The 13,242-nt window shown below is 62.5% G+C and carries 18 protein-coding genes and 1 tRNA gene; 14 read left to right on the top strand and 5 right to left on the bottom strand.

What is annotated here, in order from left to right; all coding sequences use genetic code 11:
* The first annotated feature begins 62 nt into the window (after positions 1-62).
* Entirely contained in the window at positions 63-2,750 is a 2,688-nt protein-coding gene (locus I6F09_RS05035) for a PAS domain S-box protein (RefSeq protein WP_036011152.1), read from the top strand.
* Here I6F09_RS05035 and I6F09_RS05030 read toward each other — a convergent pair whose 3' ends face one another.
* A complete protein-coding gene (locus I6F09_RS05030) occupies positions 2,751-3,104 on the bottom strand; it encodes a GrlR family regulatory protein (RefSeq protein WP_036011154.1) in 354 nt (117 codons plus the stop codon).
* A gap of 256 nt (positions 3,105-3,360) precedes the next feature.
* On the opposite strand from I6F09_RS05030, the gene I6F09_RS05025 reads away from it, so the two are divergent.
* Positions 3,361-3,858 (top strand): hypothetical protein, encoded by a 498-nt coding sequence (locus tag I6F09_RS05025; protein ID WP_057029664.1) that lies wholly within the window; start codon positions 3,361-3,363, stop codon positions 3,856-3,858.
* 58 nt (positions 3,859-3,916) lie between these two features.
* Here the strand turns inward: I6F09_RS05025 and I6F09_RS05020 are convergent, their stop codons facing one another.
* Positions 3,917-4,303: a VOC family protein gene (locus I6F09_RS05020; RefSeq protein ID WP_036011159.1), complete on the bottom strand. Its 387-nt coding sequence runs from the start codon at positions 4,301-4,303 to the stop codon at positions 3,917-3,919.
* 181 nt (positions 4,304-4,484) lie between these two features.
* On the opposite strand from I6F09_RS05020, the gene I6F09_RS05015 reads away from it, so the two are divergent.
* The 3 genes from I6F09_RS05015 to I6F09_RS05005 all read left to right on the top strand — a co-directional run bounded on the left by I6F09_RS05015 (position 4,485) and on the right by I6F09_RS05005 (position 5,963).
* On the top strand, positions 4,485-5,057 hold the full coding sequence (locus I6F09_RS05015; RefSeq protein ID WP_036011161.1) for a hypothetical protein: 573 nt from the start codon (positions 4,485-4,487) through the stop codon (positions 5,055-5,057).
* 161 nt (positions 5,058-5,218) lie between these two features.
* Entirely contained in the window at positions 5,219-5,737 is a 519-nt protein-coding gene (locus I6F09_RS05010) for a hypothetical protein (RefSeq protein ID WP_225187602.1), read from the top strand.
* A 149-nt stretch (positions 5,738-5,886) separates the two neighbouring features.
* A tRNA-Arg gene (locus I6F09_RS05005) sits at positions 5,887-5,963 on the top strand.
* A 56-nt stretch (positions 5,964-6,019) separates the two neighbouring features.
* Here the strand turns inward: I6F09_RS05005 and I6F09_RS05000 are convergent.
* Together I6F09_RS05000 and I6F09_RS04995 are read right to left on the bottom strand one after the other, a co-directional pair.
* On the bottom strand, positions 6,020-7,288 hold the full coding sequence (locus tag I6F09_RS05000; protein WP_225187601.1) for a site-specific integrase: 1,269 nt from the start codon (positions 7,286-7,288) through the stop codon (positions 6,020-6,022).
* 2 nt (positions 7,289-7,290) lie between these two features.
* Entirely contained in the window at positions 7,291-7,824 is a 534-nt protein-coding gene (locus tag I6F09_RS04995) for a hypothetical protein (protein WP_225187600.1), read from the bottom strand.
* 280 nt (positions 7,825-8,104) lie between these two features.
* Between I6F09_RS04995 and I6F09_RS04990 the strand changes: the two genes are divergently transcribed.
* The 7 genes from I6F09_RS04990 to I6F09_RS04960 are packed head-to-tail and all read left to right on the top strand — an operon-like array spanning position 8,105 to position 10,597.
* A complete protein-coding gene (locus I6F09_RS04990; protein WP_225187599.1) occupies positions 8,105-8,296 on the top strand; it encodes a DNA-binding protein in 192 nt (63 codons plus the stop codon).
* A gap of 3 nt (positions 8,297-8,299) precedes the next feature.
* Positions 8,300-8,494: a hypothetical protein gene (locus I6F09_RS04985; protein ID WP_225187598.1), complete on the top strand. Its 195-nt coding sequence runs from the start codon at positions 8,300-8,302 to the stop codon at positions 8,492-8,494.
* 2 nt (positions 8,495-8,496) lie between these two features.
* Complete coding sequence (locus I6F09_RS04980; protein ID WP_225187597.1) at positions 8,497-8,688, top strand: hypothetical protein; 192 nt, start codon at positions 8,497-8,499, stop codon at positions 8,686-8,688.
* Positions 8,685-8,999: a hypothetical protein gene (locus I6F09_RS04975; protein ID WP_225187596.1), complete on the top strand. Its 315-nt coding sequence runs from the start codon at positions 8,685-8,687 to the stop codon at positions 8,997-8,999. Before I6F09_RS04980 ends, I6F09_RS04975 begins: the two co-directional genes overlap by 4 nt.
* Positions 8,999-9,325 (top strand): hypothetical protein, encoded by a 327-nt coding sequence (locus tag I6F09_RS04970; RefSeq protein WP_225187595.1) that lies wholly within the window; start codon positions 8,999-9,001, stop codon positions 9,323-9,325. Before I6F09_RS04975 ends, I6F09_RS04970 begins: the two co-directional genes overlap by 1 nt.
* A gap of 10 nt (positions 9,326-9,335) precedes the next feature.
* Positions 9,336-9,542, top strand: coding sequence for a hypothetical protein (locus I6F09_RS04965; protein WP_225187594.1), 207 nt, complete (start codon positions 9,336-9,338; stop codon positions 9,540-9,542).
* Positions 9,539-10,597 carry an AAA family ATPase gene (locus tag I6F09_RS04960; RefSeq protein ID WP_225187593.1) on the top strand — a complete coding sequence of 353 codons (1,059 nt, stop codon included), beginning with the start codon at positions 9,539-9,541 and terminating at the stop codon, positions 10,595-10,597. The genes I6F09_RS04965 and I6F09_RS04960 overlap by 4 nt, the downstream gene beginning before the upstream one ends.
* On the opposite strand, the gene I6F09_RS04955 is transcribed toward I6F09_RS04960, so the two are convergent.
* Entirely contained in the window at positions 10,594-11,031 is a 438-nt protein-coding gene (locus I6F09_RS04955; RefSeq protein WP_225187592.1) for a hypothetical protein, read from the bottom strand. The two genes, I6F09_RS04960 and I6F09_RS04955, sit on opposite strands and share 4 nt — an antisense overlap.
* A 353-nt stretch (positions 11,032-11,384) precedes the next feature.
* Between I6F09_RS04955 and I6F09_RS04950 the strand changes: the two genes are divergently transcribed.
* A complete protein-coding gene (locus I6F09_RS04950) occupies positions 11,385-11,801 on the top strand; it encodes a hypothetical protein (RefSeq protein ID WP_225187591.1) in 417 nt (138 codons plus the stop codon).
* On the top strand, positions 11,798-13,234 hold the full coding sequence (locus I6F09_RS04945) for a hypothetical protein (RefSeq protein ID WP_225187590.1): 1,437 nt from the start codon (positions 11,798-11,800) through the stop codon (positions 13,232-13,234). Before I6F09_RS04950 ends, I6F09_RS04945 begins: the two co-directional genes overlap by 4 nt.
* Positions 13,235-13,242 lie beyond the last annotated feature (8 nt).

The raw sequence follows: 13,242 nt of genomic DNA, 5'->3' as shown, positions 1-13,242 counted from the left end.
TTCCCCCCGGGCAGCATTACGTCGTATATTGGACCTCCAGCAGTCCGGTCCTCAAACCACCAATGTCCGCCGAATTGAAGCCGTCCCCTGAGAAAAGGCGAACTTTCTCGCTCTCCATCGGCCAGCTCACCTTCGGTAGCTTCCTGTTGGTGCTGGCGGTGATCATCGTCACCTCGACTGCGAGCGTGATTGCGATCCGGCACATCGATTCGACCTTCGCCGAGCTGCAGCGGCTGCAGAGCGTCGGTGACCTCGCCGAGGACATCGATCGCCGCATGAACGAACTGCGTCTTGCCGCGCGCGACTTCGTCACAGATCCCGGTGCCGGCATCCAGTTCCAGCAGGTCGGCGAGGCGGCCTCGACGCTCAGCGACATCCTGAAGAAGACCCGCATCGAGCTCGCGCCCGAGCAGCAGGACATGCTCGACGGGGTCACCGAGCGGCTCGCAACCTATCGCTCCGGCCTCGAGCGGATCTCCACGCTGATCGACCGCCGCGCCCAGCTGCTCGCCGGACTGCCGCCGCTGCGCGAACAATTCGACGCAGCGGTTGAAGGCACCGCGGACCGCGAGCTGGCGTCCCGCCTGTCCGAGGCACAGGGCCGGATCGCGATCGGGCTGCTCGCGCGCAACCCGTCCGCAGCCGAGCAGGCTGCACAGGGAATGCGGGGGCTCGATATTGCCGATGCCAAGCTGAAGTCGGCGGTGAACGACTATGCCGAGGCGATCATGGCCGTCGCCGTCCGCGAGCGGCAGATCGCCGACATCGATCGCGAGGTGCTGGGAACGGAAGGACGGCTGATCGGCCGCGTCACCGAATTGCTGCGCGAGGTCAGCTCCCGACGCGGTCATGTGCTGTCGCGCGACTTCGCCCGGACACTGACCGAGGCGCGATGGCAGAGCATCGTGCTCGGCACGGTCGGCGTGCTGATCGGCATCGGCGCTGCCTGGTTCGTGGTTCGCAGGACGGTGCGTCCGCTCGCCCAGATCGCGCGATCCATTCGCGCGCTTGCCGCCGGCCGGAAAGATGTCTCAATTCCGTCCGCCGACCTTGGCAACGAGATCGGCGACATTGCGCGGGCGGCCGAAGTGTTTCGCCGCGCGCTGGAGGAGGCCGACACCGCGCGCGAGGCGGCGGTGCGCGCGCTCACCGAGCAGCGGCTCGCCGAGGAGAGCTATCGAAAACTGTTCGAAGGCTCCATCGACGGCATCTACGTGACGACCCCGGCCGGTGACCTCCTCAACGCCAATCCCGCGCTGGCGCGCATGATGGGCTACGACAGCCCGCAGCAGCTGATCGACAGCATCAGCGACATCGCCCACACGATCTACGTCCACCCCGAGGCGCGCGCCGAATACCAGCGGCTGATGGCGCGCGACGGCATGGTGCGCGAGTTCGAGTATCAGGTGCGCCAGCGCAGCGGCGACATCCTCTGGCTCTCCGACAGCGCCACGGGCGTGCGAGACGAAGCGGGCAACATCATCCGCTACGAGGGCACGCTGCGCGACATCACCGACCAGAAGCGGGCGGAGGAAGCCATCGCCGAAGGCCGGCGCCTGCTCCAGCAGGTCATCGACACCGTGCCGGCGGTGATCAACGTCAAGGATCGCAATCTGCGCTACGTGCTGATGAACCGCTACATGGCCGGCATCTTCGGCATCGAGCCCGGCGAGGCGCTCGGCCGCACCACGGCCGACCTGATGTCGCGCTACGGCGCATCCAAGTCGGACGAGAGCGACAAGCGGGTGCTCAAGCTTCGAAAAGGTCTCGGTTTCTACGAGGAGGAGTATCAGGACGCCTCCGGCAACATGCGGCAATGGCTGGTCAACAAGTTGCCGCTGCTCGACGCCGAGGGCGAGATCGAGCGGATCGTGACCGTTGCGCTCGATATCGGCGAGCGCAAGCGCGGCGAGCAGGAGATGCGCAAGGCCAAGGAAGCCGCCGAAACCGCGCTGCGCAATCTCCGCGAGACCCAGGCCTCCCTGATCGAGGCCGAGAAGCTGGCCGCGCTCGGGCGCCTCGTCGCCGGCGTCGCCCACGAGGTCAACAATCCCGTCGGCATCAGTCTCACCGTCGCCTCCGCGCTGGAGCGCAAGACCGCCATGTTCACCGCCGAAGTCGAGCGCGGCGAGCTGCGCCGCTCCACGCTCAACGACTTCCTCAGCACCAGCCGCGATGCGTCCTCGCAGCTCGTCTCCAATCTCAACCGCGCCGCCGAGCTGATCCAGTCGTTCAAGCAGGTCGCCGCCGACCGCAATTATTCGGATCAGCGTACTTTCGATCTCGGTGACCTCACCGAGCAGGTGGTGATGAGCCTGCGGCCGGGCCTGCGTAAGCACAATCTGACGCTCAACGTCGAGTGTCAGCCGGACCTGACCATGAACAGCTATCCCGGCCCGTACGGCCAGGTGCTGACCAATCTGTTTCTGAACTCGGTGGCGCACGCCTTCCCGGACGGCCGGCCCGGGACGATCGAGATCCAGGTGCGCGAGTCCGGCAAGGACAACGTCGAGATCATCTTCTCCGACAATGGCTGCGGCATGTCGCTCGACGTCCGTCGCCGCGCCTTCGATCCGTTTTTCACCACGCGGCGCGACCAAGGCGGCACCGGCCTCGGGCTGCACATCGTCTACAGCATCGTCACCAACCGGCTCGGTGGCCGGCTCGATCTCGATTCCGAACCGGGTGGCGGTACGCGCATCCAGATGATCCTGCCGCGTGTGGCGCCGCTCGAACAGGCCGCGGAATAGCTAATCGACGTCTGCAAGCTTGTGCAGCGTCGCGCCGAAGATCTGGCTGGCCTTGCCGACCAGCGCGGTGCCGGTCATCTGTCCGCGCGTGTCCGTGAACGTGCCGGTGACGCCGATGCCGACCGGGGCAGGGCCGCCGAACAGCGGATTGTCATCGCCTCGAGGCGAGGTGTGCCGTTGCACCAGCACCTCGCCCTTGAAGCTGTTGTTGTCCTTCACCGTGTAGCTGCCGGTGTAATACAGGTAGGCATCGCCGCCGAGAATCTTGCCGTCGCGGAAGAGAATCACGCCGCTGCCCTTGCCGACTCGACCATCGAGCAGGGTGACGTGAATTGAATAGAGGCCGTTTTTCATAACGTCCCGTAGGCCGGCCGCCATCGCCCAATGGCGCAACCGGTCCCGCTTTTATGCCAAAGCCCATCCCTGCGCGCAACGAGGCAGTTTGCCGGGCCGGTCGCCGCGGCCTGCGAGCCGTAGTTGTTCCGGCTTGTCCATGACACCGTCGTGACGCTCTGATGGTGAGGCGAGGCCCGACGTTGCGAATCAGAGTTGGCCCGCGAAATGCATAACCATTGTTGCACTGGCCGCGGGGTGCTGGAGCAAGACGAACGTGACCAACTGGATCGATTCCGGCGGCAATGAGCCGCGTCTGTACAGTGCGCGTCCCACGAATTGCAAAAGCGAACAACGGCGGATTGGCGATGCGATACGCCGGGCAAGCCTGACGAGGCTGGCGCCCGCGTTGGCTTTGATCGCGCTCGCAGCCTCCTCCGGGCACGCGCGTGACCGCGGGCAGTTCGTCAACACCAATCCCGAATTGAAGGCTTGGTTCGACAGTCTGCGCAGCGGCAAGGGGCCCTGCTGCTCCGATGCCGACGGTTCGGCGCTCTCGGACTCCGACTGGGACAGCAAGGACGGGCATTATCGCGTCCGCGTCCCGCGCTATGGCTATGCGCTCGATGGCCAGCAGCAGGAGCTCGTCTGGGTCGACGTGCCCGCGGAGGCCGTGATCTCGGAGCCGAACCGGGTGGGACGCACCATGGTCTGGCCGATCTACGGCTACATGGGTGTCACCATCCGCTGCTTTATGCCCGGTAGCATGACTTAGCCTTCGGGCGTGACGTCGTCGCCGGCTCGGTGCCTGGACGGCGGGGCGCCCCGTCGCGTCAGGTATATTTCTTGTCGCGCTCGAGCAGCTCGATCGAGATGCCTTCGGGCCCGCGGATGAAGCAGATGCGTACGCCGGGACGAATGGTCGTCGGCTCGCGCGTGAACGTGACACCCTTGGCCTTGATCTCGGCGGCGACCGCGTCGATGTCCTTCACCGTCAAGCCGAAATGGTCGAGGCCCTGATGCGGGTGCGGAGGTGGCGGGCTGACGGCGCTGTCGCCCTCGAGTGGCGCGATGAAGATCCTGGCTCCGCCGAGGTTCACGTCGATTCGTCCCGGCGCGCGCACGATCTCGCCACCAAGGATGTCCTGCAGCCAGGCCGCGGTGGCCTCCGGATCGGGGCTGCGCAGATGGACGTGATCCCAAGCGACGGCGAACGGCATTTCATAATCTCCCAACGGGTCTTTTCGATGCTATGGCGCATGCTAGCAGTATCGCCGGTGGCCACCACCGCCGTTGCCGACTCGCATGACGTTGGGGGAACCTTAGTTCGTCGCCCGAATTAAGGTAAGCTGTGACTAAATCCATCTTCGATGGTGCTGCGGTCGCGATCGGTGTGCAACCATGAATGCGAGGCTCGACCGACTCGGATTGGGGCGCTTGGCCGGCACCGGCGAACGACTGGCGCGGGCGGTGACGATTGCGAGCGTCTCATTTGGCCGAAGCCTTCTATGGCTGCTGGCGGCAATCATCGTCGGTTGCGGCATTTGGATGCTGCTACCTCTCTCCAAGGGCAACAGTGCTGAGCCGGTGAGGCCTGAGCTGGCGGCTGTTGAAGCGCCTCCCTCCGGCGATGCGTCCAAAGTAGCCTCGCCAGTGTCCGAAGCTCAGGTGCCGGCGACAGCAGAACTTGGTCGTCTCAGGATTTCATCACAGACCTGGCGTCGCGGCGGCCTCGGCTCCAAAGCCCTGGTGACGTTCACGCTGCGAAACGACAACGACTATGCCGTAAAGGATGTCGAGATCGTCTGCGCCTTCACGCGGCGCGATGGAAGTCATCTGACCGACCGCAGCCGCGTGCTGGCCGATCCGGTCAGCATGAAGAGCCGCAAGACCTTTGTGCGTATCCCGATCGGCTTCGTTAACGTGAATGCCGATCAGGCAAAATGTTCCCCGGTTGCAGCACGCCGTGCTTGAAGGCGACTTGTCCCGGTAGCTGAAAAGTTACCTTCTGCAGTCCTTGGCCGAAAACTATGCATCACCATTTGAACCGAACGGCTGGGCCAGGAACCAATTGGAAGATCGCCTGTTGAGGCGAGCAGAGCCCACGCGGGGATGCGGGGGGCGGAGCGCGGCCAATGCCCATCTTTAGGTATTTCATCTTTGTCGGTGGAGCTTTGCTCACACTGCTGTTCGCGGCGGATTTCGTTCTCCCGGCGGCGCCCGTAGCGCAGGCCGTCGCGACCGCAAGCAACGACCAGCCGCTGATCCGAATCCGGTCCGACCGCCATCTGCCTGAGCGCGTCGTCCTCGACACCAGCCAGCCGACGATTGTCGCACCCGCGGTTCAGACTGCCGCAGTTGCGGCTCCCCAGCCACCGGTACAGGAGAGCCTGTCGCCGGCTTTGGCCGAGATGTCTGCCAAGACGCGGGTGCGCGAGACCTTCGCCCAGTTCACGCCAGAGCCGAGGGCCGGGACCGCCGCAGCGAGGAAGTCCGACGCGGGCCAGCCCCAGACGTTCCAGGCCCAAGCGTCTCCTGTCCAGGCTCAGCCCAAGCGTAAGATCGTCAGGACGCAACCGGCGCATCAGCCGGGCCGCCCCATGATGCTGGTCGCTCAGCAGCCGCATTTCGGCCTCTTCAACACGACCTGGTAACAGCGCCTTCGGCTGCCTCGATCGAGGTGGGAAGGGCTTTTTATTGGCCGGCCTCTCTGCTAATTCGAACCAATCCGACCGCCGTCGGGTGTACTGGCTCCTCGCCAGTGCCGGCCGGCGGATCTCGGTGGCCCGCTACTCGGGCCAGGGCGCTCGTAGCTCAGCTGGATAGAGCATCGGATTTCGATTCCGAGGGTCGGAGGTTCGAATCCTTCCGAGCGCGCCAGCAAAATCAATCAGTTAGATGATGACGATGCCGGCTCTTGGGCCGGCATGTTGCGTTTATGTCGCGCTCAGCAGCTGGCGCTCTGCCGCTTCCAGCTCGGCGCCGTCGTCGCCGCGGGGGAAGAGGTGACCATAGGTGTCCGCTGTCATCGCGATGGTGGAGTGCCCCAGCCGGCCTGAAACGACCTTCAACGGCAGCTCAAGCCCGCCCTCGGCCCGGCGGTTGATGCACCAGGAAGCGTAGAAGTGACGCAGTGAGTGCATGCCCGTGTACTTGGCTTCGACCGTCGGGTTTCCCTCGGCATCGACGGCGGGGACGGTCACGCCCGCGGCGATCATCGCTGGTTGCAAGCCGCGCTGGAGGATGTTGGACAGGCTCTCGATGTTCCCGCTGCCGTTCGGGAAGACAAACTCCAAGGCTTTGATCGGCTCGCCGGTCTCGTCTTTTTCCCCGGTGTCGCGCCTCGGGCACTTTAGTTTCCATTCCCTTAACGTGTTGGTCAGGATCGGCGGCATCGGAACCGTGCGTTCGCCCGATTCGCTCTTCGGCATGCCGATTTCGTTGTAGATGTCGGCGCGCTGGCGGACGTGAAGTTCGCTCTTCTGGAGGTCGACATCGACCCAGCGGAGACCGCGCAGCTCCGAGGCTCGCAACCCCGTGAAGATGGCCGTCAGGAGGAGGGGGCGCCAACGGCCCTCCAGTGATGCGATCAGCTGGCGGATCTCGGCCGGGGCGGGGATATCGATGCCGACCTTAAGTTTGCCTCGCTGACGGCGCTCGGCCTTCTTGGATTGGCCGCGCTTCCGGCGCGCCGACAGCACTCGGACAACATTCTGATTGATAGCGCCGCGCTCCTGAGCGTCGGCCAGGAGCGAGCCGAGACTGCTGACGACCTTTTTGACCAGGGCCGGCGACCGCTTCTTTTCTTCGGTCGTGCCCGGCGCGGGCTTGCCGTCCAGCAGTTTGTCCGAAAAGTCCCGCACCATGGGTGCCGAGAGATCGCTGAGCTTCACTGCGCCCAAATAGGGATAGATGTGCAGGTCGAGATGGTCGCGGTACTGGGTGAGAGAACTTCGTTCGAGCCCGTTTCGCTCGCAAGCTGCATGCCAAGCTTCGCCCGCCTCTCGAACCGTGACGCTCCGACTGCGTGGAGTGTGGGTGCCCTCAGACACTTCCACCCTGACGGTCGCGTGATAGGCGTCCGCTTCTTTCTTGCGCTCGAAGGTCTGGATGCAACGGTTGCCGGCCTGGTCGACGTAATCGACGATCCAAGCTTCGCGCGCTTCGCCTTTGCTGGTCTTCCATGTCCGCTTGCGTACCGACATAATCAGGCCTTTCCTTTATTGCGCTTACGTAGGGCAGCTACGCGGCACTTGTCCGAGCAATATTCAGCATGTGACCGACGTCCGGTCCGAGGGCCGTGAATGAACAGCGTGAAACAGTTTTCGCAATGCTTGGCTTTTGCGCCGGCTTCAGCGATCAGCGCGGCTTCCATCGCCATGTAGGCCAACAGGTTTGCTACTCGGTAGATTAGCTGAGGGTGTCCCTCGTCTGAACGGCGCAATGCGGGCTTCACCGAATAGCCCGCCCATTCCACTATCAGGCGATTGAAATCTGCCGCAGCGATATCAACGCTCTTGTCTTCCGTCCCAACCGCGGCCCAGAAAAGCTGCTCGATCTCGGCCTGCTGCTCTTCAGCAAATTCCCGTTTCATCGACTTCCCCTCGATAGGGAGGCCGTACTTGCTGAAGAAGCCGACGAAACCGGCATCAATGCCAGCTCTCTTGGTCTCCTTGCGCCCGACCTTCGTCGCGTGAGCGATCTCCTTTGGGTGCGTCGCATTCAGAAAATCGACGATCAAGGTCTCCTCTAGACCTGCCAAGCGGCGGCGCACTGTGTCTCTGGACTCCGATCGGCATTCAAAACGGCTTCCTCGATGATCGTGCGTGAGCCGCACACCATCTGTGCACCGCGACCATTCCAGCTCCAGTGGGGACATGTAACGCTTATTCCCTGCCAAACGATCTATGGAGATTAGGCTACTTCCGGCCCGTTCGCAAGCCCTGTATGTAACGGATACCGTATAAGATCGAATCAATCTTCTGCGGGCATTTTGAAAGCCGTCCGAACAGGAGCCGCAAATGGACAAGCAGATCGAAGACTCAGGGGACATCGTTTGGGGAGCAGAGGGGATCGCTGGCGTCATCAAGCGATCGGTCGTGGCAACCAATCACCTGCTGGCGCAGGGAGCTTTGCCGGCGAAGAAAGTAGCTGGCCGCTGGGTCGCTTCGCGGCGCCGCTTGCTCGAACACCTGCTCGGGGAGGCTGCGTGAACCATGCAGATTGCCGCTATCAACACGGTGGTTACCACCGAGGGCATTGTTCGCCAAATTCACGAAGCAGCCGCCGGCGCGACTTGGCCGGCCAACGAAGTTGATCTTGCCGTTGTTGAACTAGCTCTTCGCCAGTCGCTCGGGGCGGTCCAGCAGGAAATGAGCTGGCGGCTCCATCTGAACGGGGAGGCTGCTTAAGCATGACCTCTCAAATGGAAAACCCCGCGCTGGCGGCACGGGGCGTTCCGGCAATCAATCTAGCGGCTGGCAAGATCGAACCGGAATATGCCCTTGAGCTTCGGCGTAGGCAATACCTTGCCGAGATTTTTGCCCTCCCGCCGCACACCGCTGTTGTGGTTGCGGAGTTGGCTTTCGGGGAGGCGCGCGCATGAGTATCCGCGAACGCCTTCCCAACTGCCGGCCGAACGAAACGCAGGAATTCGATCGCGACGGCATCCACATCACCATGACGGTCGGCTTCAAGCCCGACGGGGAGATCGGCGAAGTGTTCCTGAACGCCGATCGACTGGATTCCATGCTCGACGTGCTCATGTCCGACGCAGCGATCATCGCCAGCCTGGCGCTTCAGTACGGGGTTTCGCTGCGCCAGATTGCCCACAGCATCAAGCGCGACAAATTCGGCATCGCCTCATCCCCAATCGGCGCTGCCATCGACCGCATCTGCCCGCCGGAGGCGCTGTGATGAGGGGTGGACGCAAATCACGGGACAAAGGCAATCGTGCCGAGCGTGCGATCGTCAAATTCCTCCAGGATCGCGGCTTTGCCGCCGAGCGGGTGCCGCTAAGTGGCTCTGCCGGCGGCTCCTATCTCGGTGATGTCACGGTGCCGGTGATCGGCGTCGATCGCGTAGCCGAAGTTAAGTGCCGCGCGGACGGCTTCCGCGAACTCTACAAGTGGCTGGAGGCTCGCGATCTGCTGATTGTCCGGGCGGACCGCAGAGAGCCTCTTGTGGTCATCCCCCTCAAGCTGGCTGCGGAGATTGCCGCGAAGGCAGGTGGTCATGGGTAGGCACGCCCTCATGGTCTCTGACCCCGAGATCCGGAAGCAGCTGCAGCTCGCCGGCCTCCGCTTCATGTGTACCCGCGCGAAGTGGTTGGAGAGCGAGGCCAAGATCCTCGGCGTGAGCCTCAAGAATGGCAACCTTTCAAGTCGAGAGGTTGATCAGCGGCTAGAGCAAATGGGCGCTTTGGATCTCGTCTATCCCGAGCTGATGAGGTGCGAATGAGAACCCCGGACATCGCACAGGCGCGTCCGAAGGGTTTCGGGTTCGAGCTGTTTGGCAACATTCGTAGTCCAACCGAGGCCACCAAGTCCCACATCATCAAGGGCATCTTCGCCCGCGACGAGACGTCAGCATGGGTTGGTCCTCCTGGAAGTCTAAAGTCCGCACTGCTGGCGGATGCCGCAGTCGCGATAGCCAGCGGCTCCGATTGGTTCGGCCACCGCAACAAACATCAGACAGGGGTGATCTATTTCGCCCTGGAGCGGGCGGATCTCGTACGGCGGCGCCTGCTTGCAATCGCGAAAAGCAAGGGGCTCGATCGGCTGCCAATCGCGGTTGTGCCCGCGGTTGTCGACCTAGTCCGGCCGGAATCGGTCAGGAAGGTGCTCGACACCATCGCGGACGTCGAAGCGGAGTTCTACGGCCCAGACTACGATCAAGCTACCAGCGTTGGCGTGCTAATCTTCGACACCTGGGCCAAGCTGATCGCCGCCGGCGGGGGCGACGAGAACCAGGCCAAGGACCAGGGCGCAATCTTCGCCAACCTCCAGCGCATCAAAAACGTCACGGGCGGCCCCCACGTGGCTCTGATCGGGCACACGGGAAAGGAAGCGGACCGCGGACCGCGCGGAAGCAACGCGCTCGTCGGGGACGTCGACATGCTGGTGACGATCAGCGGCGACGAGATCAAGACGGCGAGCATCACGAAGGCTAACGACGCTCCCGAAGGCCCGCTGTTCTCCTTCAAGTCGAAAGTGCATGAGTTCGGCTTGGACGAGGACGGCGACCCGATCACGGTCAACGTCGTGGAGACCGCAGACGCGCCTGCCCCGATGTCTCGGTCAACCAAACTCTCGGCCAACCAGCAGACGTTCTTCCGCATCCTCCATGATGCTGGGGCCGCTGGCTTGACCTTGGAGGAGTGGAACAGCGAAGCAAAGGCATTGGGCATCGGGGCCAATCGCAAAGCCACGCTGCACGATCTTCGCAAGGCATTGGAAGACCGTTCTATGGTTCGCGAGTCGGCAGGCCGGTGGAGGGTGGACCACGCCTCCTAGCCTCCGCTCCCCATCGATTTTGTGAATGATCCGGCGGCTGAGCCAATCAAGTCGCCGAAGAACGACGCAATTCGGCTTCGCCGCTCACCCGCGTCTTCGTCGTGCTTGGCATCGGAAATCGACTGGCCAATGCTTTTGCCACCAAGATTTGCTGGCACGGCGTTCAGAGCAGCTAACGACTTAGTTGTCAGGCAATATAATTCCACGAGGCCGTGGTCGACAAACCCCTCAAGTACAAGCCATTTGAGCGTGGCTGTGTACACCTCTTTGAACATCCGACCTGACTCCATGACCTGCATCGCGTGCTCAATCTTCATGGTCTGCATGATGGCGTCTTCAGATATTCGGGTTCGTATCGGATGCGTTTCGGCTAGCTGATCCAAAATCAATCCCGCGATGGTCGCAAACTCTTGCATATTCGGTCTGGGGGTCATTACGCCTCCGCGCAGGTTGGGTCGGTGAGGTACGGTTACGGGTTACGGCTCTCTATAGAGAGCCGAACCGTAACGTAACTCCGTAACCCGCGGAAATCCGTAACCGTAACGTAACCCGAACCGTAACCCGTAACTTGGGATGAGGCTGAGCAGCGGGGCAGGCAGCATTTCCGCAAAAGCAGCCGATTTTTTTCTGTCGCGATTTTTGGTGTGAAAAATTTGCATCGAGACTGCGAAGCGATGCAAACCGCTGCGAATGAGTATCGGATTTTATATCCTACTGTCTTTGCAATTTCCTCGTAGAAACAGCATGTTGTCGAAGCATGTCGCGTGCGTGTTGCGCGCAGTGAGGTTTGACAATCGTGCTGATCGATACGTCCGAAACCCCTACCGATGCGGAAGAGGTATCCCCTCGAAAGGGTGCCGATACTTCCAAGACGGTGCGTCTGCTGACGCTTGCAGACTTGGACGGTCGCACGCGCGCTGCCAAGCGAGCAAACGAAGTCCTGGAGACAATCATCAGCGAGCGCGGCGGGCGCGATCGTCTGAACATGGTGCAGCTGAAGTCCGCGGAGGCCTACGCAGTCCTCACGGCGATGATTGAGGGCATTGGCGCCGGCTGGCTCGACGGCCAGAAAGTCGACGCGAACGAATACGCGACGCTCCTGAACGCACGGCGCCGCGAGCAGCAGGTCATGGGCGGTCCTGAGCCGCGCGACGTGACGCCTGGCGGCAACCTCCGCAACACGCTGTTGGCGGAGCGCGCATGAAGCAGGACAATCCGTCTCCGCTTGAGTTCTTCTCTAAGCTTCGCTGGCTCGACGGGCGCGATCTGCTCGACACGATGGAGGACTACCGGCGCGAGCTGCACATGCAGGCGCTGTACACCTTCAGGGACGACGGCTCGCCTCTGTACAACTTCGTTCTGTCCGGCCGCGCGAAGAAGAACTGGAAGACGACAGACCTCGTCTTGGCGGCCTTCTATCGCAACCTGGTGTGGCACAGCCTGCACAACAATGATTGCTACATCCTCGCAAATGATGAAGGGCAGGCCGGCGACGACCTGACGATTGCGAAGAAGCTCGTTGAGGCCAATCCGATCATCAAGCGCGACGTCAGCGTGCTGGTGAAGGGCATCAAGCGCAAGGACGGTGCGGGCGCCATCATGATCCTGCCGGCCGGCGATCCGACTGGCGCGCACGGCAAGACAGCCTCGTTCATCGGCTTCGACGAGATCCACGGCTACAAGACCCATGACCTGTTCGAGGCGCTGGCGCCCGATCCGACGCGTCAGGACACGATGACGTGGATTACGTCATACGACACGATCTACAACTCGCCCGGCGTGCCGCTGTACGACTTCAAGCAGGCCGGCAAGGCAGGCACTGATCCCCGCATGCTGTTCAGCTGGTACTCCGGCGAATACTGCACCGATCCACGCTTTGCTGAGCTGCCGAGCGACGAGCGCGCCAACCCCAGCATGGGCTCATGGCCGGAGGGGCCGGCTTATCTCGCTCAGCAGCGCCGCCGCTTGCCCTCGCACAAGTTTCGCCGCCTGCATCTGAACCTGCCTGGCGCGCCCGACGGCGCGTTTCTCGACAATGACATCGTCCTCAATTCGACCATCTCCGGCCTCCGGCGCATCCCCTATGAGCCTGGCCGCAACTACGTCGCCTTCGTCGACATGTCCGGCGGCTCGTCCGACGATGCAGTGCTGGCGATTGCGCACAAAGAGGGTCGCTACCGCCGCCTGGACGTCTGTATCTCGCAGGATGGGAAGCCGCCATTCAATCCGCGCGATGCCGTGCGCAAGTTCGTTCGGACCCTGGTCGACTACAAAATCGATGAAGTCACCGGCGATAACTACGCGGGCCTGACCTTCAAGAGCGATTTTGAGATTGCAGGCATCAGCTACCGCTCGTCGGATAAGAACAAGACCGAGATTTACGAGGCGTTCGAGCCTCACCTCAACGGTGGTGATGTCGAACTGCTCGATCTGCCCAAGCTGCAGGAGCAGTTGCTTACGCTTGTGGTGCGCGGGGCCAAGATTGACCATCGGCCTGGCGATCACGACGACTGGGCCAACGCTGCGGCCGGCGCGATCGCGCTCGCCAATGACGAGAAGGCTTATCACGTTCGAAAATGGGATGAGGTTGAGCGTCGCCAGCATCGAGAGATGGCGGACCCGCTTGCTGAATTTTGAGGAGGCAG

Source organism: Bradyrhizobium sp. IC3195, from assembly GCF_020193585.1.
Lineage (GTDB): Bacteria > Pseudomonadota > Alphaproteobacteria > Rhizobiales > Xanthobacteraceae > Bradyrhizobium > Bradyrhizobium yuanmingense.
The sequence above is the reverse complement of the archived record's forward strand: the minus strand, read 5'-3'. Positions and strand labels throughout refer to the sequence as shown.